Origin of the sequence: Luteolibacter sp. Populi (assembly GCF_040801775.1) — a bacterium.
In the GTDB taxonomy this organism is placed as follows: domain Bacteria; phylum Verrucomicrobiota; class Verrucomicrobiia; order Verrucomicrobiales; family Akkermansiaceae; genus Haloferula.
This window is the reverse complement of record NZ_CP161812.1, coordinates 2,364,265-2,386,000: the sequence shown is the minus strand read 5'-3', so window position 1 is coordinate 2,386,000 and position 21,736 is coordinate 2,364,265. Positions and strand designations below refer to the sequence as shown.

Sequence of the window (21,736 nt, the reverse complement as noted above, 5' to 3'; positions counted from 1 at the left end):
AATTGAGAATCCCGTAAGGGCGACGCTAACCGGCGCGCCAGTCGGAGGGGCGCTGGCCTTTTTCCGCGACGAAGGCCTTGGTGAAGTGGCTCAGGCTATTGTAGCCGACCTCGAAGGCGGCCTCCGTGACGTTGCAATTGCCCTCGCGCAGCAGGGTGGCGGCGCGGTCGATGCGGATCTCCCTGAGCTTCTGGCTCAAGGTCTTGCCGCTGTGCTGACGGAACAGCCGGCTGAGGTAATGGGGCGCGCAGCCGACATGGCGGGCGACGGCGTGGAGGTCGAGGTCGTCGCGGAAATGATCGCGCAGCCAGAGGGTGGCGGCGTCAAGGCGCTGGCGGAGCGGGTCATTGGCCCCGGAGCCCTTGCTCGGAGCGCCGCCGAAGAGGCTGAAGCATTCGAGGCCCTTGCCGCGGAACCAGGCATGGCGGAGCGAACGCGGCACCGGCGGCTGGAGCAGGGATTCGGTGAGGTCGCGCTCCGCCAGGTTGAGGGAGCGGAGCTGGCCGAATTGGACGGTACCGCCGGGATCGCCATCGCGCAGGACCGGATGCAGGGAGGCCGGGGATTCGCCGAAGTTCAGCTCCAGCCAAGCGGGGCTGGCAGAGATGATCACGAAACGGTGGCGACCGCCGCCGGGAAGCCGGCTGGCGTGGATGTTTTCCTGCTCGCCCGGTCTCAATAAGGAGACCGTGCCGGGGACGATGCCGAGGCGGATGCGGTGGCCTAGAATGACCGCATGGCCATCGAGATTCAATACCAGGTGGCCCCGGCCGGGCCTTAGCATGGCGCTCCAATCGACCGCTTGAGAGAGTTCCACATCGACTCCCGTGACGACAACGCCGTCCCCTTCATGGAGGGTGGTGGCGTGGAGGGCGGCGGACATGAGGTGCGGAAAGCCGCATTGGTTAGTAATTGCGATTGAGTCGCAAGAAGAAGATTCCGGCCTGTCGCTGGGTTGCTTCCGACTAGCGGCGGGTTGTCTTTTGAAGGGCTGGGTGCATTTCACCGCCATCGAAAGACAAGGGGGCGGGAGCAGGGCGGGGGGCGGCGGACTGAGCATCCGCACATCGGCTGCAAGCCAGTCGCCCCGATTCAAGTCATGAAAGCACCCCGCCGCTCACGCCGTCCTCTCTTCCTTCTGCCTGTCATCGCAGCCCTTCTGGGCGGATCTTCCGCTTCCGCTGCCTATGTGATCAACGATGGCACGGGTCTCTTTGCCCCGAGCTTCCGCGGGACCGGGAATACGACCCACTTCGGTTGGGAGTCCGGCACCTGGGATGGCAACCCGCCGCCAGCCGTCGGCGAGCCGGATCCGTCTCCTGACATCATCAACGGCATTCCTTCGATCAATCCGGGCGGCCTGCCAGCGACCTCTTACCTGACCCAGGGCTCGAGCGTCGATATCGTCTCGGGCAGCAACAACATTTACTCCGACGTGGGCACGATCAGCGCCGCGGGCCTGCAACTGGTGATCCCGACTTCCGGCACCATCGGGCTCAACGGCTTCACCACGATCATCATCCAGGGCTCGGGCCTATCGGGCACGATGTTCGGCTTCGACGGTGCGCTGGACGGCTTCGGCTTCGGCACTATCAACGGGGTCGAGGCGGAATATGTGATCGCCAGGAACGCCGCCGGCAGCGGCCAGTGGTGGGCGAAGTGGTCGCTGGCTGGCAACGCGGCCAGCTACACCGTGGACGTCTTCGGCCAGGAGGGCTCGCCCGGCGGCTCGGTGCTGTCCGTGACCAACATGCAGATCGACACGCTGTTTTCACAAACCGGTTTCGCGCTGGATTCGGCGGTGCCGGAGCCTTCCTCGCTGCTGCTATCGCTGCTGGGTGTGGGGATGTTGATCCGCCGCCGCCGCTAAGAACCGATCGGACGAAATAAGACATATGAGACCGATTGCTCTGATCGCGTGGCTGACATTCGCCGTGCCCGCCCTCGCCGATACCGATTCTTTTGAGCAGGACCGCAAGGCCATCCTGTCGATGGCCGGGGAGTTCAAGGTGGGCTTCCATTTCCAAGAGACCCTGTCCCTGCGGGACGACTACAAGCCGGAGGAGAAACCGTACAAGGAAGAGGCCTTCGAGACCGTGAAGGTGGCGGAGGACTCCGGTAAGCGGATCATCCTCCAGCATATCCTGCTAGCCGGGCCCATGGTGGTGAAGCACTGGGCGCAGATCTGGACCTATGAGGACACCGAGATCCTGGAGTTCCAAGGCAGCCGGGTGTGGACCACCAAAAAGCTCGATCCCGCGGCGGTGAAGGGCAAGTGGAGCCAGCGCGTCACGCAGATCGACGATTCGCCGCGGTATGAGGGCATCGCCGCCTGGGTGCACTACGAGCAATCGAGCGAGTGGGCTTCCCAAGCCAACCGGCCGAAGCCGCGGCGTGAGGAAAAGCGCGATGACTACGATCTTCTGATCGTGACCAACCGCCACACGGTCACGCCGCTGGGCTGGTTCCACGAGCAGGACAACACCAAGTGGATGAAGCGTGACGGCAAGGCGTATCCACTGGTCCGCGAGATCGGCTACAACCCCTACCTGCGGGTGAAGGATCACGACTTCGCGAAGGCGAATGTGTATTGGGACAAGACCTCCGCCTTCTGGAAGGACGTGCGGCAGGTTTGGGAAGAACTCTACGCCGCGCAAACCACCCTCAAGGTGCAGACCAAGGCGGAACCCGGGCTGCTGATGGATGCCATGGCGGAATTGGTGGAGGACACCGAGGACGGCAAGGCACCCGATCCGGTGAAGATCCGGGAGACGCTCAAGCCCTTCGTGGTGGCGCAGTGAAGAAATTTTCCGATTTGAAAGGGGGCTGCGGCATCAATGCCGCCGGCCACCCGGTTTTCCTGGTAATTGTCGCCATTGGTATGGCGTTGCAACCCTCTCCGGCGGCGGATCCTGAGGAGGAGTCCGTCGCCGGGGATGAGGGTTCCATCGTCAATATGCTGGATGACGTGGTGGTCGTCGGCACCCGGACCGAGCGGCCGTGGATCGATTCCAGCGGCTCGACGGTGAGCGCGAATGCGGAGCACCTCTTGCGCACCGGCTCCCAAGATCTCGCGGGCTTCGCGAAGTATGACCCCACGGTTTCGCTGCCCTTCGACTTCAGCAGCGGCGACGGCGCTTTTGCCTACGGCCAGTCCGGCTACGGCAGCATCAATATCCGCGGGGCGGAGGGCAACCGGATCGCGATCGAACTGGATGGTATCCGCCAGCCGCCGCAATATGTCTCCACGTCCTTCGACCTGGGCAGTGGCGATGGCGCGGGCGGGGTCGGGCGCGATTACTTCGATCCGGCGATGTTCGACCTGGTGGAAGTGCTCAAGGGCGGGGCAAGCGCGCTCTACGGCAGCGATGCCCTGGGCGGCGTGGTCGCCTTCAGCACGCCCGATCCGGAGAACATCCTGAAGGGCAAGAATGCCGGTGGACTACTGCGGACGCAGTACTTCTCGGCGAACGAAAGCATCGCCGGCCAGGTCGGCGGCGCGTTCAAGAAGGGCAATACCTCGGTGATGCTCCTCTACGCCGGCCGCCATGGCGAGGAGACGGCGAACAACGGCTACTTGCCGCCGAACCCCTTGGACTCCACTTCAAACTCCGGCTTGCTGAAAGTGGAGCACACCACGGGGGAGCATATCTTCCGCCTGGGACTGGAACTCTTCGACCGCGACACCTCGATCAATGCGCGGAGCGCGGTGACCTCGCCCTTTCCGGTCTTCACGAAGTACGTTTACAACCAGCAATTCCTCGACCGCCAGCGGGCGAGCCTGAAGTGGCAGTACACTCCGCAGGCCGGCTTCGTCGACCAGCTCGACAGCCACGTCTACTGGCAGCACGCGGGCAGCCGCAGCGACAACGATTCGGCCTCGAAGCCGCGGGTGGCTGGTGGCGCGCCGATTCCCGGCACCGAGCGGACGCGGCAGCAGCGCATCAATTTCGATACGGACATCGCCGGGCTGAGCTCGGTGGCGCGCCGCGATTTCGGCAGCGAGGACAAGATCCTGCAGACCGTGATGGCAGGAATCGACCTCTCGCTTGAAAACGGGGACAACCGCTACACCCGCGTGGACTCCGGCGCACCGGGCGACCACAACCGCACGGCCTTCGCGCCTACCGAGACGACGCGCGCGGGGCTCTTCGTGCAGGACGAGATCAAGATCGCGCGGCGCTGGTTCATCACGCCGGGCCTGCGCCTCGACTACCAGGAGATGAAGCCGGAGCCGAACCAGGCCTACCTCGATCGTCTGGCCGAGATGGGCCGCTACTCCCAGGAGCCGCCGGAAAGCTACGACAATCTCTCCATCGCGCCGCGCCTGACCCTGGCTTGGAAGCCGGTGGATACCATGCAGGTTTACGGCAGTTGGTCCCGCGGGGTGCGCAATCCCAGCGCGGAAGAACTCTCGATGATTTTCGACCATCCGCCTTCCGGCGGTAATCCGGCCGGCGCACTGACCGTGCCAAATCCCGGTCTGCAGGAAGAACTCAGCGACTCCTTCGAGCTGGGCTACAAGGCCGACGGCAAGGCGGGCCGCTTCCAGACCGCCTTCTTCTACACCCGCTACCGCGACTTCATCGAGAACGGCGTCTTCACCGGCGAGGTGGACGGGGATGGCCGCGAGATCCTCACCACCATGAACCGTGGCGATGCCGAAATCTACGGCTTCGAGATCGGCGGCGTGCACCATCTCGGCTACTGGAACCCCCGCGCGGAGGGCTGGCAGCTTGGCCTGAGCACCGGCAAGACGATCGGCACCAATCTCACCGAGGACGTGCCGCTGAACTCGGTCGAGCCTTGGAAGACCGCAGCCTTCGCCGGCTATGAAGATCCGGACGGCAAGTTCGGCGCGCGTGTCACCGGTCTCTACACCGCTGCCGTGGACCGGGTGGACGACACCACGAACCAAGGGACTTTCTTCCGTCCTCCGTCGTGGTTCACGCTGGACCTCGCGGCGTGGTGGCAGCCCACCGAGGACATCGCCATCCATGCCGGGCTGAACAATATCTTCGACGAGAAGTATTGGTCCTGGGGTTCGGTGCGCCGCGGCAACGGCCACTTGGGCGGCACCGGCACCGACGACCGCAGCACCGCGCCGGGGCGCAATTTCAGCCTCTCCGTCACCAAGACATTCTGACAAATTCATGAAAGCTGCTTTGCTTTTCCTCGCCCTCGTGGCGACAGCCGTCGCGGAGACGGTCACCTTCACGCCTTCGCAGGACAGCGACGTGTATGCGTTCTTCGATACCCCGTCGTTCACGCCCGATTCCTTGAATGTCGGCGCGGATCCGGCGCAGGCGCACTCGCACCACTCGCTGGTTCAGTTCAATCTCGCGTCGCTGGCGATTCCCGCCGCGGAGATCGGCACGGCCAAGTTGCGGCTATTCTCGCTGATCCCGAATTCCTCGAACGGTGGCGGCTATCGGCCGGGGAATGTCTCGGTCAACCGCCAGGGTGCGGCATGGAGCCTCAGTCCGACCCTCCGCTGGAACCACATCAAGCCGCAGGAGCTGGCGGGGACTCTGGTCATGACCGCGACATCGAAGGATGTCTGGGTGGAGGTGGATATCACCCCCCTGGTGAAACAGTGGGTGGCGGGTACCACGCCGAATTACGGGGTCGTGTTGCGTCCGGAGAGCGAGACGGCGACGCCGCTCTTGAACGTGGAATTCGCCTCGATGGAGTTGACAAACTTCAAGCCCCAACTGGTGATCACGCGGGCCGTGCTGCCCGCGGTGCCGCCGGTGCTGGCCGTGGCCGTGCAGGGCGGCCAAGTGGTCTTGGAATGGCCGGTGAGCGGCAGCAGCGGTTGGACGCTGCAGGAAGCGGCGGGTCTCGCCGGCCCCTGGGCAGCGAGCACGGCCACGGCGACCACGGTCGGCACCAAGCTGCGGGTGACCAAGGCGCTGGGCCCGACGGCGGCTTTCTTCCGGCTGAACAAGCCATAGGAATGCCAGCGATTGTGGCGGAAATGCCATGGAGGATCCGGCGTTGGCGGGCGTAGAAAGGGTAAGATGAACACCCGCCGCCAATTCCTCGGCTCGATCGCCGCCGCCACCGCGTTTCCCTTGCCGCTTGCCGCGGCCGAAGCCGGGAAGAAGCTGCGGATCGGCCTGATCGCTGATATCCACAAGGACATCATGCACGATGCCGACAGCCGTCTGGCGGCGTTCGTGGAAGCGATGAATGCGGAGAAGGTGGATGCGGTGATCCAGCTCGGTGACTTTTGCCAGCCGAAGCCCGCGAACCGCGGCTTCCTGGACATCTTCAACGGATTCAGCGGCCCGAGGCATCATGTGCTCGGCAATCACGACATGGATGGCGGCTTCAAGCGCGAGCAGACGGTCGCGTTCTTCGGAATGCCGGCGCGCTACTACTCCTTCGATCTCGGCGGCTATCATTTCATCGTACTCGATGGCAACGACCGGCCGGAGGGGTGGAAGAGCGGCTACCCGCATTTCATCGCCGCGGATCAGGCGGAGTGGCTGGCGAAGGATCTCGCGGAGACGAAGCTGAATACCTTCATCTTCTCCCACCAGAGTTTGGAGCATCCCGCCTGCATCGACAATCAGGCGGAGATCCGCGGGATCATCGCCGCGGCGAAGAGCGGGGAGGGGAAGCCGAAGGTGGCGGGCTGCTTCAACGGGCACTGGCACATCGACCATTCCCGGCGGATCGATGGGATTCCGTATGTGCATATTAACTCCGCGTCGTACTTCTGGATGGGCGGGAAGTATCGCAGCGAGCGGCTGACGCCGGAACTGGCGAAGCAATTCCCCATAGTGGCTTCCACGGCACCCTACGTGAAGCCGCTGTTCACGGTGCTGGAGATCGATCCGGCAGGCGGGCATTTCACGATCCGCGCCGCGCAGTCGGAGTGGATGCAGCCTGGTCCCACGGAGTTGAAATACGAGAGCGCAGAGATCAAGCCGGAGTGGATCCGGCCGGAGATCCGGGCGGTGGATTCGGGGAAGGTTTGAGAATCACCGGAGAAGGCCTTGGCAAGTGCCGGACCTGAAGGCAATGCATTCCGCACAAGTCCAAGCCGCCGGCGGTGTTTCCGGATTGGGAAGGGCGCGACAGTAAAATGATAGGACCGCAAGAATAAGCAGGACGGCAATCAGGAGGAGTTCGGGATTCGCCTCATTCAAGCCTCACCTTGCGAATTTTTTCGGGAACCCACCATTGCAGACGGGGAGCCGATTGGTACGCGAACTGGCGGCTCGCCAGTGAAACGCAAAGTGAAGTTCACCCGGGAGACGGGGAAGGCGGATGATCGTGTGTGCAGACGCCCTCTCAGCCGTTCGTCAGGATCGACCTAGAGGGAGACCGGCTGGTGAAGGCGAGCGGACCGACTTTCCTGAGATGGGACGGAAGATCACGGATGGGAGGTGGAGGGGAAGGACGAGATGTATGTTGAGGCGAGGGGAGATCCATTAACGAAGCTATAGGCATAGGGTGTTGCGACTATTTCTTTATGCTGAAGGTGAGATGTTCCGAATCAACTTGGGGCTTGCCAGGTGTTAGATCGCGTGATGAAGTTAGGAATGGCCCCTCCCCCAGACCATGCGCCCGGACCCGCGAAACTAATTCATAGCCGCTGGTTGTGGGGGGTGATAGCCGGCTTGTTGTGGTTCCTGTTGTTCGCGGCTGGTATTTTAGTTGATTCCGCAAAACACCGCAAAGCACTTGGGTGGCAAGCCGAAAAGGTTAGAGAAGAGGCTGCAATTCTGGGAGTAGGCAAACTAATTGCTCAGAGTGAATCCTCCGAGGCAGTGCTCATACCACATCTCTCCGAAGAAGATAAGCTGAGCGAGAAGCAAAAGGGAGAGATGCGAGAAATACGGAAGGGTTTCGATAGAATTCAGGCACGTGAACAGAAGGGGGGCGAAGCTGAGCAGGAACTCCACGGACGGATGCTCTCAGAAATGATCCGGCTAGCGGCAAAGAAGTCCGAGCCCGAAACTCCCACCGATGGCGATCTCGACATTTGGGCGAAAATTGGGCACTTTCTTGCTGCGATGTTGCTTTTTATTCCTACTAACGTTGCGCTGCTAACGCTATTGGCAGGATTTGTCGGTGGTTGTGCAAGTAACGAAGCCGACCTTGAGCACCTAAAAAGACGTTTAAAGCTGGCCGAGGACAATAATGAGGTGGAAAAGGTGATGGAATTACAGCAACGGCTGGCCTATCTTGGGGAGCATCCTGCTTACTCAATGATCCGCGCGATGGTTGTATATTTGGTCTTCGTGTCTGGCTTGTATATCGCCGCCGCCGATCCCTTCTCGGGAGAGGGCCAAACCAGTCAATTAGCACAGTATCTTCGTCTGGCGGGGTTGTTGTCGCTGTTGGGTTTCGTCGTCGGCTACGACCCTAGTCGGTTTCGACTTTGGTTGGACCTTGTTCCAACTCCCGCAGCAAATACCGGCGGGATTGACAAGAAAGACGCTGAGAAAAATGAAAATGGAGACCAGCCTCCACTCATCGATGCTGCAGGCGACGCGGTAGTGGCAATTCAGGGAGGTCAAAAGGCTGTAGGGGACGCCCAAGCTGACCTAGACAAGGTCAAAGAAAACTTGGATGCCGCTGCCGTTTTTGCGAAGGAAACCGTCCAACTAGCGAAAAACGAAGTAGGCAAAGACGAGGAGCAAAAGAACCTTAAACCAGGATCTCGAAAACCGGACGAGTAGCCCGGTCACAGCCCCCGACACCCAGTCCCAACAGCCAAGCTCAGCACCGAGGTCAACGTTCTCAACCAGGCGATCGGGACGGACGGGGCGGCGCTGAAAGTGCTGGAGATCTCGGAGCAGACCGACGATGTGACGGCGGACTCGCTGGGAATGTCCGACCGCGACAAGCTGCCGCCGAGTATATGGACTCCTCCATAGAGTCCGCCGAAAATCAGTTTGTCGGGCGAGGGGTGACCCCCGAGAAGCCCCGGAACCTCGCGTAGGTCTCCCCCATCTACGGGTGGGGGTTCTGACTCCGACAGGGGGAGGCGTGCGGAGTGTTGGAGGGGATGCCTGAAAGGCACGGAGCCGGATTGGGCACCTCGAATTCGTCATTCGCCTTTTTCTCGCGCTCAAACTAAACCTCGGGGGTTCAGCGGCAGTAATTGCGCCGCGGTATGACCCAAGGGACCGACAGCATCGACGAATTCGTTCAGGAACTGACACGCCATCAGGTCGATCTGTTTTATTTCATCCGGGCTCTCGCGGGGGATCCGCATGCGGCCTACGATATCCGCCAGGCGGTGAACATGGTGCTGTGGAAGAAGCGGGAAAAGTACCGCCCGGGGAGCAGCTTCAAGAACTGGTCCTTCCAGATCGCGCAGCTCGAGGTGAAGAGCTACCTTCGCAAGCAGCGCCGTTCACGGGTGATCGCCTTCGACAACAAGCTGCTGGATCTTTTCGCGACGGAGTTCGAGGAATTTTCCAATGAACTGCCGGAGCGCCGCCGTGCCCTGGCGAATTGCCTGCGCAAGGTCACGCCCAAGGACGAGGAACTGCTGCGCCACCGCTACTGGACCGGCGGGTCGCTCGAATCCCTGGCCACCGCCACCGAGCGCAGCGTCGGCACGCTTAAAGCCCGGCTCCACCAGCTCCGGGCCTCGCTGCGGCGCTGCATTGAAGGCCAGCTCCAGCCCGAAAATCCATGAGTCCCGACAAGAACACGGAAGACTTGATCCATGACCTGCTGGATGGCTCCATCGGGAAGGACGAGTTTGCCCTGCTGGAGCAGGCGCTGCTGGAAGATCCGGAAGCGCGGCGGGATTACTTCGCGCTGATGAGCACGGACCAGATGCTCGAGGACAACTACGAGATGCCGGATCATCTCGCGATGCACGCCCAATTGATCGCCGGCTCGGATGCCGGGCGGAGCGGGCGCTCGTGGTGGATCTGGGGCGGGGTGACGGCGGCGGCGCTCGTCCTGCTGAGTGCCACGTGGTTTACTTTCTTCCGCAGCGAGCCGCTGCCGGCTTCGGTCGCGGGTTCGGCGGACAGCTATTTCCTGATCGATGGCGTCACGGTGAACGAGGGGACCTGGTTGAAGGGCCAGCGGCTGGAAGTCCGCGACGGCGTGGTGGTCGCCCGGCTGAACCCTTTCACGGAGGCCTGTATCGACGGGCCTTCGCTGATCGTGCTGGCGGAGAACGGCCGGGATCTCGACCTGCGTCGCGGCCGGGTTTACTTCCGCGTGGATCCCGGTGCGCCGGCCTTCAAGATCATGGCCGCAGGGGCCAAGGTGCGCCACATCGGCACGGAGTTCGGAGTGTGGGTCGCGGAGGGCGGCTCCTGCGAGGTGCATGTGACCGATGGCCGGGTCGAGGTCGACCGCGGCAATCAGAAGGGGCGCTGGACCCTCAAGGCGGGCGAATCCGCCTCGTGGCGGAATCGCGGCGATACCCTCTTGAACCCGGTCACCGCCACCGATTTCCGCAAGGCGCTGCCCGGCGAGACGGTGGTCTTCGAGGACGATTTCAGCGAAGCCTCCGGAACCCTGCTGCGCGACAAGAAGCCCGACACCGGCGAGCCTTGGCAGGTCTACATGGAGCGCTCGCCGACCACCGTCGGCGGCGGCAGGCTGGACACCTCCGGCAGCGCCCGCAATCTCAAGGCGACCTTCATTCCGGAGACGGTGCCGAATCACCGTCAGGTGGTGCTAATGTCCTTCAGCACCCGCCAGCCCGCGTGGATACTGGACAAGCAGACGCGGCTCGGCGGGATCGAAAAGATCGCCCTGCAGGCCGCCGATGGCACCGTGATCTGCTCGGTGCAGGCCAAGGCGAGCGAGGGCCACCGCTGGCGGATCCGCGATGAGGCGCGCTCCAGCACGGGCGATGGCAGCCGCGCGATCGAGAGCGAACTTACCGACCTGTCCGCCCTTCAGGAAAACGAGCTGACCCTGCGCTATGATGCGCTCGGCGGGAAGGTCACCTTGCACGACGGCACCTCCACCCAGGCGAAGATGATTGCCGAAGTCCCGGCGAGCGTGCGGGCCATGCCTACCTCGCTGGTGATCTGGAACGACGACGGCGGCGACCTCGCGCTCAAGCGCATCTCCGTGAAGGTGGTGGACTATCCCTGAAAACGACTTTCCTTTCCCGAACCCGGAAACCCATCCCGACCTGACCTACGGTTTCTCTAGTAATTGAGCCACTGCCGCCCCTGCGGCGCCTCCCATAAACCGGACGCCTTCCGTCCGGAGCCCCTTCGCAGGCTTATCGAGCCTGTGCCACGCAAGAACTACGTACCCGACCCAAGATGAAAACCCCATACGCCAAGACCCCTGCTTCCCGCCGTGCCGCCCTGCTGCTCGCCGCTTTGTCTTCCTGCACCGTCGCTTCCGCGGTGGACGCTACTTACCAATACTTCCGCTTCACCCCGATCAAGCTGCGCAATGACTCGACCGCCAACAGCATTCAGGTCGCCGAGTTCCAGTTCCTGAAGAGCGGCGCGCCGCTGCCCTGGGCCGGGGCCGCCGTGACCAACCCCGGCGGCAACCGGCCCGGCGCGGAATTGCCCTCCAACCTGATCGACGGCTTGCCTGGCACCAAGTGGCTCGACTTCTACCGCAATCCGGTGGTCTTCGCGTTCACCTCCCAAGTGACCATCGACGGTTACCGCTTCACCACTGCGAACGATGCCAACGAGCGCGACCCCGTGCGCTGGATCCTGGAGGGCAGCAACGACGAGATCGCTTGGGTGGTGCTCGATCACCTGCAGGCGGACTTCGCTACGCCCACGGGCCGCGCAACGGTGACGCCGGACATTCTGTTAGGTGCTGCCACCACTCCCTACGCGAAGACCTGGGCGGGCGGTGATCCGGCGAACTGGGACACCGTGACTGCGAATTGGGACGATGGCACGCCGGTGGTCTGGAACAATGCGAGTACCGACATCGCCCGTTTTGGTGCCGGCACTCCGGCCACGGTTTCGCTCGCGGAACCCATCTCCGCCCGTGCGATCGACTTCACCGCTCCGGTGACCCTGCTGGAAGGAAACACGCTTACCTTCACCAATGTCACGCGGCTCAATCCGGGCGCGGACATGGCGATCACTTCGGTCATCGCCGGCAATGTGGGCGTGATCAAGACCGGCCCGCAGACGCTGACGCTGTCCGCGAACAATACCTTCACCGGCCCGCTGCAGGTGCGAGCCGGCACCGTGATCGTCTCCGGCACGAATGCTTACAACGGCCAGACCCTGGTGGCTGGCGGCGGCACGCTGTCCTTCACCGGTGCTTCGACAAAGGCAGCGGGTGCATTGGAAGTCGGCAATGCCGCGGGCGATGGCACGCTCAATCTCGACAGCAGCGCCGCGCTGGTCTTCAACGGCACGCCGGTTGTCGGGAACGGAGCCCTCACGCCGGGCGCCGGGGCGATCCGGCAGAGCAGCGGTACGGTGACTTTTTCACAAGACACGCAGTATCTCAACATCGCGAACACCACCGGCAGCTACGGCAGCTATGAGCTATCGGGGGGTACGGCTTCCACGCCGACCGGCTCAGGGCTCCGCGTCGGCTGGAATGGTCCGGGCGTTCTTACCCAAAGCGGTGGCTCGCTGAGTTGTGGCCGCTGGTTCGTGGTGGGTGGCGCGAGTTCCAGGGGCGTGGCCACCTTCACCGGCGGCACCGCTACCACGAATGCGAGCTATCGCCTGATCGGGGGCGACCAGGTTTCCGGCAATGGCACGATCAACATCGGCACCGCTGCGGGCGGGACCTCCGTGTTTTCCGCCATCCGGACGGCCACCGGTGCCAACGACGGCTCGATCGTCCTCGGTGCGGCGAATAGTTCGACGGCCAACCTGAACTTGAACAGCGGCGTTCTGAAAGTTCACGGGCGGATCTATCGCCAGAGTACAGGCCACCGGCAACACCGGTTTCCTCAACCTGAATGGCGGCACGCTCCGCGCCGGGGCTGCGAACGTCGAACTGGTCAACAACTCGCTAACGGCGGTGCGCATGCATCGCGGCGGCCTGACCATCGATACGGATGGCAATGCGGCCACCTTCGCCGCCCCGATCAGCGGGCTGACCGGCAATGGTCTGGCGATCACCAGCCTGCCGGTCGCCAGCGGCGGCAGCGGCTACATCGGTGCACCCTTGGTGTCCATGGCCACCACGGGCACGGGCAGCGGGGCCATGGCGATTGCCACGGTCAGCGGCGGAGCGGTGACAGGCCTGACCTTGACTTGCCCGGGAGATGGCTATGCCGAAGGGGATACGATCTTCTTCGATTTCACCGGCGGTGGCGCGGACACGCTGGCGGAATCCGTGGAGTACGTGCTCGGTGCCGGCGATGTGGCTTCTAACAGCACCGGCGGCCTGACCAAGACCGGTGCGGGTGCGCTGACCCTGAGCCAGCCCTCCACCTTCACCGGTCCGCTGGCGGTAAACGTCGGCACCCTGGTGGCCAATGGGACGCTGGCGGAGACCGCCGCTACCGTCGCCGCGGGGGCGACCTTGACGGGGAATCTCAATACCGGCGGCAGCGTCACGGTGGATGGCACGCTGGCTCCCGGCATCGCGGTTGGCACGGCCACGGGCGTTGGCGCGCTGGCGCTGGCGGGCGGCTCGACCTTCGCCATGCAGCTCGCCGATTGGAATGGCGCGGCCGGCACCGGTTACGACACGGCGGACTTCGGCTCGCTGGCGATCACTGCGAGTTCCGGCAGCAAGCTCACGGTAAGTGTGGATGCGACCGGCATCGCGAACTTCGGCGAGAGTGCGAAGAGCTTCGTGATCGTCAGTGCGGATGCGCCGCCTGCCGGACTCGCTGCGGACAACTGGCAGGTGACCGCCACCGGATTCAGCGGGACCGGCACTTGGGCGCTGGACGTGGCGGGGAACAACCTCGTGCTGAACTACACCCCGGCGGTGGCCGGCTACTCGTCGTGGATCGCCGGGTTCACCGGACTCTCCGACATCACCACCGACGGTGATCCTGATGACGACGGCATCAGCAATCTGCTGGAGTACGTGTTGAACGGGGATCCCTCGGTATCTTCCTTGGCAGCGCTGCCGTCGGCAGTGATCTCGGGCAGCGATCTGGTCCTGACCTTCGTGCGCCGCGCGGAATCCAAGACCGACAGCACGCAGGTGATTCAGTACGGCGGCACCCTTACCGCTTGGACCGATCTGCCGGTGCCTGCGGCTTCGGCAGGCAATATCGTGATCACCCCGGACAGTCCGTCGGCGGGCTTGGAAACCGTGGTCGCCACCATCCCGCACGCGGCCAGTTCGGAGTTCTTCGCCCGGCTGAAGGCGACCCAACCTTGATGGGAAATCTCGCCCGCGCGCGCCTTGGGTCGGTCCGCGCGGGTGTTCATCGGTGGCAGTCCGCACGGCACGCCGTGCGGACTGCTTCGTGTTCACCTCACCGCTGCCTCACTTCGCCCCGTGCTCGAGATCCACGAAGTGCCTTCTTGATGACAGCAGGTGCTTGCGCATCGCGTCCGCCGCCTTGTCGGGCATGCCTTCCTCGATCGCTTCCAAGATGTTGCGGTGACCGTCGATCACCGGAGTCGACCAGTCGCCGTCGCCGCGGTTGGCCTGGGCGTAGGCGATGCAGCGCTTCTCCAGCGCGCCCAGCAGGATCGAGTAGATCCCGTTGCCCGAACCGCGGGCGATCGCGAGGTGGAAGGCGATGTCGGCCTTGCTGAACTTGTCCTTGGCGGCGCCCATTTTTTCCATCGATTCCAGGATCCGCTTCAATTCACGGATCACCTGCTCGCCGGCATTCACCGCTGCCAGCCGCGCGCACTCGGTCTCGATCAGGATGCGGAAATCGATCAGCTCGAGGAAATCGCTTTCCTCTGCCAGCACCGAATAGCTCTCCACCGCCTGCCCTAGCGATTCGAGGCTGGGATCGGCGATGTAGGTGCCGGAACCTTTCAGGGTGCGGAGCAGGCCGCGGCCGCGGAGCTGCTGGATCGCCTCGCGGATCACGGTCCGGCTGACCTTGAAGCGCTCGCAAAGCTTCTCCTCCGATTGCAAGCGGTCGCCGGGCGGCAGCTTGCCGGCTAGGATTTCCTGCTCGAGTTCACCGGCGATTTGGGCGCTGCGTCGTTGCACGTTTGCACGTTAGGCCGGGCGCTTCCTCCGCTTCCAGTGGAAAGCTGCCCGGATTCCCGGGTGACGGGCGGCCCCGCGCCGTGCAAGACTGCCGCCATGCTCCAGACCGGCATCCTCAATCCCCAGCTCCTGCACCTATTGGCGAGGATTCGTCATACAAATACCCTGGTCATCGCGGACTGGGCTTTTCCCTTCTGGCCGGGCGTCGAAACGGTGGATATTTCCCTGACCCGGGGGATTCCGATGGTCAGGGACGTGCTCGACCTGCTCACGCCGAACTTCAAAATCGGCCGGATCTGGCAGGCGGAGGAGTTCCTCGCCACCAACCCGCAGGAGACGGTCAACGCCTTCGCCAAGTCCTTCGGCAAGATCCCGCTGACCCGCGAGCCGCATCTCGAATTCAAGAAGCGCGTGCCCGGGGCGATCGGCCTGATCCGCACCGGCGACCCTACCCCTTACGGCAACCTGATCCTGGAATCCGAGTGATGAAAACCGCCGTGACCCTCTGCCGAGTGCCCGAGATGGCCGCCGGACCTTTCGTCTTCCACGATGAACTCGAAGCCGGCTTCGCCAAGGCCGCCGTCTGTGGCTACGACGCCGTGGAGCTCTTCCTCGCCGGGCCGGATGCGGTGCCGGTCGAAACGATCCGCGGGCTCTGCGAGGAGTTCGGCTTGGCCGTCGCGGCGGTCGGCAGCGGCGCGGGCATGGTGAAACACGGGCTGTCCCTGACCGATCCCTCGCCGGAGAAGCGGCGCGGCGCGCTGGACTTCATCCTGCGGATGGTGGAATTCGGCGGCCGTCTCGGCGCACCGTGCATCCTCGGTTCGATGCAGGGCAGGTGGGGAGGGGAGATCTCCCGGGAGCGCGCGCTCGAACTTTTCGCGCAGGCTCTAACAAGCATCGATGCCGCCGCGGCGGGGGCGGGCGTGCCTTTCATCTACGAGCCGCTGAACCGCTACGAGACGAACCTCTTCAACCGGCTGGTGCCAGCGGCAGAATTTCTCGACGCGCATGGCCTCGCGAACGTGGTGCTGCTCGCGGATCTCTTCCACATGAACATCGAGGAGCCGGATGTGGCGAAAGCTCTGATCGATGCCGGGCGGAGAATCGGCCACGTGCATTGGGCCGACTCGAACCGACTGGCGATGGGCAGCGGGCACGCTGATCCCGGCGCGATTTTGGACGCATTGAGGAACATCTCGTATCAAGGCTATCTCTCGGCGGAAATTTTTCCGGGAGACGACCCGGAAGCCGCGGCGCGCCAAACCTTCGAATCGATCCACGCACTCTACATCCCGTTCTAAAAACTTCCCCGGCCAACGACCATGCAAGCCATTCAATTCACCCGCCCGGAAGAAATCCGCCTGATCGATCTCCCGGAGCCAGCCGCTCCCGGGCCCGGCGAGGCGCTGGTGCGGACCCATCGCATGGGCATCTGCGGCACCGATCTCTCCGGCTACCTGGGAAAGATGCCCTTCTTTTCCTACCCGCGGATTCCAGGACATGAACTCGGTCTGGAGGTCTTGGCGACCGGGGAAGACGTCTCTAACATTGCCGTGGGCGACAAGGTTTCGCTGGAGCCCTACGTCAACGATCCCACTTCACCAGCCAGTCTCAAGGGCTCCTCCAACTGCTGTCCCGGCGTGCAGGTGCTGGGCGTGCATCAGGATGGCGGCCTGCGCGATTCGTGGATCGTGCCCGCGCGCAAGCTCCACCCCGGCAACCACCTTTCCTATGACCAACTCGCTTTGGTCGAGACGCTCGCGATCGGCTACCACGCGGTGCAGCGCGGCAATCCCCAACCCGGCGAAACCGTGCTCGTCATCGGTGCCGGGCCGATCGGCCTCGCCTGCTTGGAATTCCTCAAGCTGATGGACCTGCGCGTGGTGGTCATGGACATGGTCCAAGGCCGGCTCGACTTCTGCGCGGACAAGCTCGGGATCAAGCACGGCATTCTCGCCCGCGGCGATGGCTCGGAGCTTGCAGAGTTGGAAGCACTCACCGGCGAACAGCTGGCGGATGTGATCATCGACGCGACGGGCTCGGCGGTCTCGATGTCCACCTGCTTTCAATACGCTGCCTTCACAGGGCGTGTCGTCTACGTGGGCATCACCACCCAGGAGCTGAAGTTCCCGCATGCGCCGGTTTTCCACCGCCGCGAACTGACCCTGCTTGCCTCCCGCAATGCCCTGCCGAAAGACTTCGGCGAGATCATCGGGCTGATCGGGGAAGGGAAGATCGATACGGATACCTGGATCACGCATCGCCTCCCGTTCGCCGAGGTGCCCACCGGATTCGCCCGCTTCACCGATCCGAAGCTCGGGGCGATCAAGGTCATCGTCGACCTCTAAAAAGGTGGTCCGCACAGCGCTCCGTGCACTTGGAGTCTCTCACTCCTGCGTCACGGTCACCGCTTTCGGTGCGATCCACCCCGGCACCTGCCCGCGGTTCCAGCCCTTCGAGGCAAGTTCGCCGAAGAGTTCCTTCAAACGTCCGCCGAAGACGGCATCCATTTGCGACATGCCCTGAGGCACGGAGATGTAAGCTCCGCCTTCCCAAGGGTTCGGCGCTCGTTCCTTGGTCAGCGGCTTGGAGGTGCGAATCGTCTCCAGCAGTACCGGAAAGCGAACCAGAATGCCTTCAAAATAAAACTGACCCCGTTCATCCACCTTCAGATCGAGACGGTTCTTCTGATCAAACCGCCACGCCAGGCTCCTCGCGGTCTGCTCTTCGTGAATCACCCCGATCTTTCCGTCCTTCATCAGGACGGCACCCACGTCCATGTCGCAAGTGCAATCGTTGTAAGTCACCGGCACGATCCCCGTGAGACGCTTGGGCGAGTTCGGCGATACCTTGCGCAATTCGGCCCATTGCTCCTTCGTTAAGGTCACCGAATCGAGCACCGTCATCTCTTCCACCTGTGAGGCATTTGGAGTGATGATCGTGTGCGCTACGGTCAGCTTGCCGTCTTCAACCGGGATGCCCTCTCCGAAGGAAATACCGGACAAGAGAAGGGCGAGGATAGAAGCGGTCGCTTTCATGACGGAAGATACGAAAGCTGAAATGTCGTTTTTTCAGCATTTAGGCAAGTCGAAATCGTCCGTCCCCAACCCATCCTTGCCTCCACCCGCTCCCTCGTCCTCATTGGCCGCAGTGAAAATCGTCATCGCGGGAGTCAGTGGCAGCGGCAAGACCACCATCGGCAGCCTGCTCGCGGAGAAGCTTGGCTGCGAATTTGCGGATGCCGATGGCTTCCACCCGCCGGAGAACATCGCGAAGATGTCCGCCGGCATCCCGCTCACCGATGAGGACCGCTCCGGCTGGCTGGATGCCTTGGGCAAGCACCTCGCCGCGCACGATCCGATCGTCCTTGCGTGTTCCGCTCTCAAGAAGAACTACCGCGATCACCTCCGTGAGCTCGCCGGTCCGCTGCGCTTCATCGTCCTCACCGCGGACCCCGCCACCCTGCGGGAGCGCCTGAGCGAACGTCAGAGCGAAGGCGAGCACTTCATGCCCGCCAGCCTGCTCGACTCGCAGCTCGCCACCCTCGAGCTCGGGCCGGACGTGGAGGTGGTCGAGAACATCGGTCCGCCCGAAGAAGTGGTGGGGAGGATCTTGAAGTAGCCGCTTGGAACCGGTTTCCTTCCCCCACATGACCACCCTCATCACCGGTGCGAACGGTGGCCTCGGCCTCGGGATCGCCCGCTACTTTCTGGAAAAGGAGCCCGACGCGAAGATCTGGCTCGGCGTCCGGGCAAATCGCACGAATGCCGATGCGCTCGCCGCGGAGTTCTCCGGTCGCTGCGTCCTCGTCGATCTCGAAGTCACCTCGAAGGATAGCTGGGAAGCCGCCGTCGCGACCATCACGGAAGCCGATGGCCGGCTCGACGTGCTGGTGAACAACGCCGGACTGCACCGCGACCACCTGCTTGCCACCATGCCGGACGAGGCATGGTCCTCCGTGATCGCCGCGAATCTGGATTCCGTCTTCCTCGGCTGCCGCGCCGTGATTCGCCCCATGATGCTCAACCGCTTCGGCCGCATCATCAATATCGCCTCGCTCAGCGCCATCCTGCCGCCCCTGGGCCAGACGAACTACGCCGCGGCCAAGGCCGGGGTGGTTGCCCTCACGCAGACCTTGGCCAAGGAAGTGGCCCGTTCCGGAATCACCGTGAATGCCGTGCTGCCCGGCTACATCCAGACCGAGGCGCTGGCCCACATGGACGAGGAGGCAGCCAAGCGGGCCAAAGCCGGCATTCCGATGCGCCGTTTCGGAACCCCGGCGGAGGTGGCGGCAGCGGTGCGGTTTCTCGCTTGCCACGATGCCGCTTACGTCACAGGGTCCGCCCTGAAAATCGACGGCGGGATCTTCTAACAAGTTCAGAATCATGGCTCAAGGCGAGGAATTGCGAAGCAAGATCAAGGAGGTGATGGTCGAGGAACTGATGCTCGACTTCGACGCGGCGGAGATCGCCGACCAGACCGCCATCTTCGGCGCGGGCGGCCTCGGCCTGGATTCGGTGGATGCGCTGCAGCTCGTGGTCGCGATCGAGAAGCATTTCGGCCTGAAGATTGCCGATGCCGAGAAGGCCAAGGGCGTGCTGCAAAGCGTCGAGACCATCGCCCAGGCGATCGAGACGAAGGGCTAATGCCGAATTCCGAATTCTGAATTCCGAATGGCTTGTGATGGGATGGACGGGACTTTGAGGGTGAATCGGGAGCTCCCTCTTCCACACACGTCCTTCGACATTCGTCATTCTGGATTCGTCATTTGATGAAAAAGTGGCTGCTCTTCCTCATCAAGCTGGGCCTGACCGTGGCCTGCCTCTATTGGGCGTTTAGCCAGGACGATCTCCGGAAGAAGCTCAGCGAATCTTCGACCTTCTGGCCCGAGCATCCGAAATGGGCTTGGGCGGTCATCGGCGTGCTTTTCGGAGGCGGAGCGATTTTCGTCTCCGCGCTCCGCTGGTGGATCTTGCTGCGTGCCCAAGACGTTCACGTCAGCCTGCGTAGGGTCGTCGAACTCACCCTGATCGGCAGCCTCTTCAATTTCGCCACCGTCATCGGCGGTGATGCCGCCAAGATCTTCCTGCTGATCCGCGATCACCGGGACAAGAAGCTGGCCGTGACGATGTCCGTCATGGTGGATCACCTGGCCGGACTGGTCTCCATGGCCATGACCTTCCTGCTGGTGACCGCGGGCCGCTTCCAATCGCTCGAAGCTCACACCGTGTTGGAACACGGCGCGCTCAAATTCGCGTGGTTCTACTTCGTCGGCGGCCTCGTCTTCGTGGCGCTGCTGTTCGTGATGGCGAGCCCCTGGGTGCATGGCCGGATCCACAAGCCGGGGAAGAAGATGCGCTGGGAGATTGTCCGGCGGGTGCCGGAAATCTACGATATCTATCGTAGGAAATGGAAGCATGCCCTTGTCGCGCTCGTGGTCAGCTTCGTGATGCTGCCCGTCTACTACGCGACCTTCTGGTGCGGCGTGAAATTCGCCGGAGATCCCGCCAGCTTCATGCAAGTATTCGCGGTCATGCCGGTGGTGGACGCGATCAGCGGGATGCCGTTCTCGATCCAAGGGATCGGCGTGCGGGAGGTCTTCTTCGCGGAATTGATGAACGGCCTCTACGGCACCTCGGCCGGGGTCACGGTTTTGGGCTCCCTGGTCGGTTTTGCATGCAGCCTTGTATGGGCCGCGCTGGGTGGCATACTCTTCCTGCGCCCTTCGGACCGCACCCCGATGAAGGAGATGGAGGAAGTCACCCACGCCGAGGCTCAATGAGCCGCATGCCCACCGAGTCCGGCCACGATCCGGGACTGGCCGTGTGCCTGTCCTCGTCGTTCTTCGGCTACTACGCCCACCTCGGCCTGCTGGCAGGCATGGAAGAACTGGGCCTGCGCCCGGGAAGAATCTCAGGCGCCTCGGCCGGGGCGATGGCCGGCGGGCTGTGGGCCGCGGGCCTGCGCGGCGAGGCGCTGGACAAGGTGATCTACGACTTCCATTTCCGGCGTGCCTTCTTCGACCTCGGGGCCTTCTACCGCTGGCCCTTCATCCTCACCGGGATGGCGGGCACCGGCCTGCTGTCCGGCGTGCGCCTGCGCCGCTACCTGGCGCGTTGCCTCGGCCAGCGCCGGATCGAAGACTTGCGCGGGCCGCGGCTTGAGATCGCGGTGGCCAATCTCACCACCAAGCGCGGCGAGATCCGTTCCAGCGGCCCCCTGAACGAATTCATGATCGCCAGTTGCTCGATGCCCGTGCTGTTCAAGCCGCAGCGCATCGATGGCGAGGATTTCCTGGATGGAGGGGTTTCGAACGAAACGCCCTTCGACCAATGGCTGGAGGATCCCGCGATCCACACCATCGTGGTCCACCGCATCCGCAATACCTCGTGCATGGGTGGATTTTCGTGGAAGACGCCGGGAAGCATCCTGGGCGAATGCCACACGATCTCCGCCAACGAACTCTGCCGCCGCCGCCGCGTGCAAGCGCAGGAGATGGGGAAGAAAGTCATCTATCTGGAGACGCACCACGATCACCCCGGATTGCTGCACGGGAAGAAGTCGCGCGGCTTTTTCAAAGCCGGGGTGGAGACGGCGCAGAGCCAGTGGAGCGCCCTCAAGCAACCGCTGGTGGCGGAGCTTTGAT

The 21,736-nt window shown here is 63.2% G+C and carries 21 protein-coding genes; 18 read left to right on the top strand and 3 right to left on the bottom strand.

Annotated elements, in window-relative coordinates:
- Window positions 1-25: 25 nt before the first annotated feature.
- Complete coding sequence (locus ABWK72_RS09460; RefSeq protein WP_367874543.1) at window positions 26-883, bottom strand: helix-turn-helix transcriptional regulator; 858 nt, start codon at window positions 881-883, stop codon at window positions 26-28.
- 216 nt (window positions 884-1,099) lie between these two features.
- On the opposite strand from ABWK72_RS09460, the gene ABWK72_RS09455 reads away from it, so the two are divergent.
- The 10 genes from ABWK72_RS09455 to ABWK72_RS09410 all read left to right on the top strand — a co-directional run bounded on the left by ABWK72_RS09455 (window position 1,100) and on the right by ABWK72_RS09410 (window position 14,292).
- Window positions 1,100-1,870, top strand: a complete 771-nt coding sequence (locus ABWK72_RS09455; protein WP_367874542.1) for a PEP-CTERM sorting domain-containing protein — start codon at window positions 1,100-1,102, stop codon at window positions 1,868-1,870.
- A gap of 25 nt (window positions 1,871-1,895) precedes the next feature.
- Entirely contained in the window at window positions 1,896-2,801 is a 906-nt protein-coding gene (locus tag ABWK72_RS09450) for a DUF6607 family protein (protein WP_367874541.1), read from the top strand.
- On the top strand, window positions 2,798-5,146 hold the full coding sequence (locus ABWK72_RS09445) for a TonB-dependent hemoglobin/transferrin/lactoferrin family receptor (RefSeq protein ID WP_367874540.1): 2,349 nt from the start codon (window positions 2,798-2,800) through the stop codon (window positions 5,144-5,146). Before ABWK72_RS09450 ends, ABWK72_RS09445 begins: the two co-directional genes overlap by 4 nt.
- Before the next feature lie 7 nt (window positions 5,147-5,153).
- Complete coding sequence (locus ABWK72_RS09440; RefSeq protein ID WP_367874539.1) at window positions 5,154-5,957, top strand: DNRLRE domain-containing protein; 804 nt, start codon at window positions 5,154-5,156, stop codon at window positions 5,955-5,957.
- A 66-nt stretch (window positions 5,958-6,023) separates the two neighbouring features.
- Window positions 6,024-6,989, top strand: a complete 966-nt coding sequence (locus tag ABWK72_RS09435; RefSeq protein WP_367874538.1) for a metallophosphoesterase — start codon at window positions 6,024-6,026, stop codon at window positions 6,987-6,989.
- 633 nt (window positions 6,990-7,622) lie between these two features.
- The gene (locus ABWK72_RS09430; protein WP_367874537.1) at window positions 7,623-8,699 is read left to right on the top strand and encodes a hypothetical protein; all 1,077 of its coding nucleotides are present in this window, start codon (window positions 7,623-7,625) and stop codon (window positions 8,697-8,699) included.
- 437 nt (window positions 8,700-9,136) lie between these two features.
- On the top strand, window positions 9,137-9,667 hold the full coding sequence (locus ABWK72_RS09425; protein WP_367874536.1) for a sigma-70 family RNA polymerase sigma factor: 531 nt from the start codon (window positions 9,137-9,139) through the stop codon (window positions 9,665-9,667).
- Window positions 9,664-11,097: a FecR domain-containing protein gene (locus tag ABWK72_RS09420; protein ID WP_367874535.1), complete on the top strand. Its 1,434-nt coding sequence runs from the start codon at window positions 9,664-9,666 to the stop codon at window positions 11,095-11,097. Before ABWK72_RS09425 ends, ABWK72_RS09420 begins: the two co-directional genes overlap by 4 nt.
- A 176-nt stretch (window positions 11,098-11,273) precedes the next feature.
- Window positions 11,274-13,325, top strand: a complete 2,052-nt coding sequence (locus ABWK72_RS09415) for an autotransporter-associated beta strand repeat-containing protein (protein WP_367874534.1) — start codon at window positions 11,274-11,276, stop codon at window positions 13,323-13,325.
- Window positions 13,288-14,292, top strand: coding sequence for an autotransporter-associated beta strand repeat-containing protein (locus ABWK72_RS09410; RefSeq protein WP_367875325.1), 1,005 nt, complete (start codon window positions 13,288-13,290; stop codon window positions 14,290-14,292). The genes ABWK72_RS09415 and ABWK72_RS09410 overlap by 38 nt, the downstream gene beginning before the upstream one ends.
- Window positions 14,293-14,400: 108 nt before the next feature.
- Here the strand turns inward: ABWK72_RS09410 and ABWK72_RS09405 are convergent, their stop codons facing one another.
- Entirely contained in the window at window positions 14,401-15,087 is a 687-nt protein-coding gene (locus ABWK72_RS09405) for a FadR/GntR family transcriptional regulator (RefSeq protein WP_367874533.1), read from the bottom strand.
- Window positions 15,088-15,183: 96 nt separating this feature from the next.
- Here ABWK72_RS09405 and ABWK72_RS09400 point away from each other — a divergent pair, with 96 nt between their 5' ends.
- Genes ABWK72_RS09400 through ABWK72_RS09390 form a run of 3 tightly spaced genes read left to right on the top strand, consistent with a single transcriptional unit; the run spans window position 15,184 to window position 17,438 of the window.
- On the top strand, window positions 15,184-15,573 hold the full coding sequence (locus ABWK72_RS09400) for an RbsD/FucU domain-containing protein (RefSeq protein WP_367874532.1): 390 nt from the start codon (window positions 15,184-15,186) through the stop codon (window positions 15,571-15,573).
- A complete protein-coding gene (locus tag ABWK72_RS09395; protein ID WP_367874531.1) occupies window positions 15,573-16,391 on the top strand; it encodes a TIM barrel protein in 819 nt (272 codons plus the stop codon). Before ABWK72_RS09400 ends, ABWK72_RS09395 begins: the two co-directional genes overlap by 1 nt.
- Before the next feature lie 21 nt (window positions 16,392-16,412).
- Window positions 16,413-17,438: a zinc-binding alcohol dehydrogenase family protein gene (locus ABWK72_RS09390; protein ID WP_367874530.1), complete on the top strand. Its 1,026-nt coding sequence runs from the start codon at window positions 16,413-16,415 to the stop codon at window positions 17,436-17,438.
- 39 nt (window positions 17,439-17,477) lie between these two features.
- Here ABWK72_RS09390 and ABWK72_RS09385 read toward each other — a convergent pair whose 3' ends face one another.
- Window positions 17,478-18,128 carry a hypothetical protein gene (locus ABWK72_RS09385; protein WP_367874528.1) on the bottom strand — a complete coding sequence of 217 codons (651 nt, stop codon included), beginning with the start codon at window positions 18,126-18,128 and terminating at the stop codon, window positions 17,478-17,480.
- A 112-nt stretch (window positions 18,129-18,240) separates the two neighbouring features.
- Here ABWK72_RS09385 and ABWK72_RS09380 point away from each other — a divergent pair, with 112 nt between their 5' ends.
- From ABWK72_RS09380 to ABWK72_RS09360, 5 genes are all read left to right on the top strand, one after another.
- On the top strand, window positions 18,241-18,711 hold the full coding sequence (locus ABWK72_RS09380; RefSeq protein WP_367874527.1) for a gluconokinase: 471 nt from the start codon (window positions 18,241-18,243) through the stop codon (window positions 18,709-18,711).
- Window positions 18,712-18,739: 28 nt separating this feature from the next.
- Window positions 18,740-19,462, top strand: coding sequence for an SDR family oxidoreductase (locus ABWK72_RS09375; protein WP_367874526.1), 723 nt, complete (start codon window positions 18,740-18,742; stop codon window positions 19,460-19,462).
- Between the two features lie 13 nt (window positions 19,463-19,475).
- On the top strand, window positions 19,476-19,736 hold the full coding sequence (locus tag ABWK72_RS09370) for an acyl carrier protein (RefSeq protein WP_367874525.1): 261 nt from the start codon (window positions 19,476-19,478) through the stop codon (window positions 19,734-19,736).
- Window positions 19,737-19,861: 125 nt separating this feature from the next.
- Window positions 19,862-20,872, top strand: a complete 1,011-nt coding sequence (locus ABWK72_RS09365) for a lysylphosphatidylglycerol synthase transmembrane domain-containing protein (RefSeq protein WP_367874524.1) — start codon at window positions 19,862-19,864, stop codon at window positions 20,870-20,872.
- A gap of 5 nt (window positions 20,873-20,877) precedes the next feature.
- On the top strand, window positions 20,878-21,735 hold the full coding sequence (locus ABWK72_RS09360; protein WP_367874523.1) for a patatin-like phospholipase family protein: 858 nt from the start codon (window positions 20,878-20,880) through the stop codon (window positions 21,733-21,735).
- Window position 21,736 lies beyond the last annotated feature (1 nt).

Bases quoted from the DNA above. Each gene is read 5' to 3' on its own strand.
- ABWK72_RS09450 (WP_367874541.1), top strand. From the start codon at position 1,896: ATGAGACCGATTGCTCTGATCGCGTGGCTGACATTCGCCGTGCCCGCC.
- ABWK72_RS09435 (WP_367874538.1), top strand. From the start codon at position 6,024: ATGAACACCCGCCGCCAATTCCTCGGCTCGATCGCCGCCGCCACCGCG.
- ABWK72_RS09360 (WP_367874523.1), top strand. From the start codon at position 20,878: ATGCCCACCGAGTCCGGCCACGATCCGGGACTGGCCGTGTGCCTGTCC.
- ABWK72_RS09460 (WP_367874543.1), bottom strand. From the start codon at position 883: ATGTCCGCCGCCCTCCACGCCACCACCCTCCATGAAGGGGACGGCGTT.
- ABWK72_RS09395 (WP_367874531.1), top strand. From the start codon at position 15,573: ATGAAAACCGCCGTGACCCTCTGCCGAGTGCCCGAGATGGCCGCCGGA.
- ABWK72_RS09370 (WP_367874525.1), top strand. From the start codon at position 19,476: ATGGCTCAAGGCGAGGAATTGCGAAGCAAGATCAAGGAGGTGATGGTC.
- ABWK72_RS09390 (WP_367874530.1), top strand. From the start codon at position 16,413: ATGCAAGCCATTCAATTCACCCGCCCGGAAGAAATCCGCCTGATCGAT.
- ABWK72_RS09415 (WP_367874534.1), top strand. From the start codon at position 11,274: ATGAAAACCCCATACGCCAAGACCCCTGCTTCCCGCCGTGCCGCCCTG.
- ABWK72_RS09455 (WP_367874542.1), top strand. From the start codon at position 1,100: ATGAAAGCACCCCGCCGCTCACGCCGTCCTCTCTTCCTTCTGCCTGTC.
- ABWK72_RS09375 (WP_367874526.1), top strand. From the start codon at position 18,740: ATGACCACCCTCATCACCGGTGCGAACGGTGGCCTCGGCCTCGGGATC.
- ABWK72_RS09420 (WP_367874535.1), top strand. From the start codon at position 9,664: ATGAGTCCCGACAAGAACACGGAAGACTTGATCCATGACCTGCTGGAT.
- ABWK72_RS09365 (WP_367874524.1), top strand. From the start codon at position 19,862: ATGAAAAAGTGGCTGCTCTTCCTCATCAAGCTGGGCCTGACCGTGGCC.
- ABWK72_RS09385 (WP_367874528.1), bottom strand. From the start codon at position 18,128: ATGAAAGCGACCGCTTCTATCCTCGCCCTTCTCTTGTCCGGTATTTCC.
- ABWK72_RS09400 (WP_367874532.1), top strand. From the start codon at position 15,184: ATGCTCCAGACCGGCATCCTCAATCCCCAGCTCCTGCACCTATTGGCG.
- ABWK72_RS09425 (WP_367874536.1), top strand. From the start codon at position 9,137: ATGACCCAAGGGACCGACAGCATCGACGAATTCGTTCAGGAACTGACA.
- ABWK72_RS09440 (WP_367874539.1), top strand. From the start codon at position 5,154: ATGAAAGCTGCTTTGCTTTTCCTCGCCCTCGTGGCGACAGCCGTCGCG.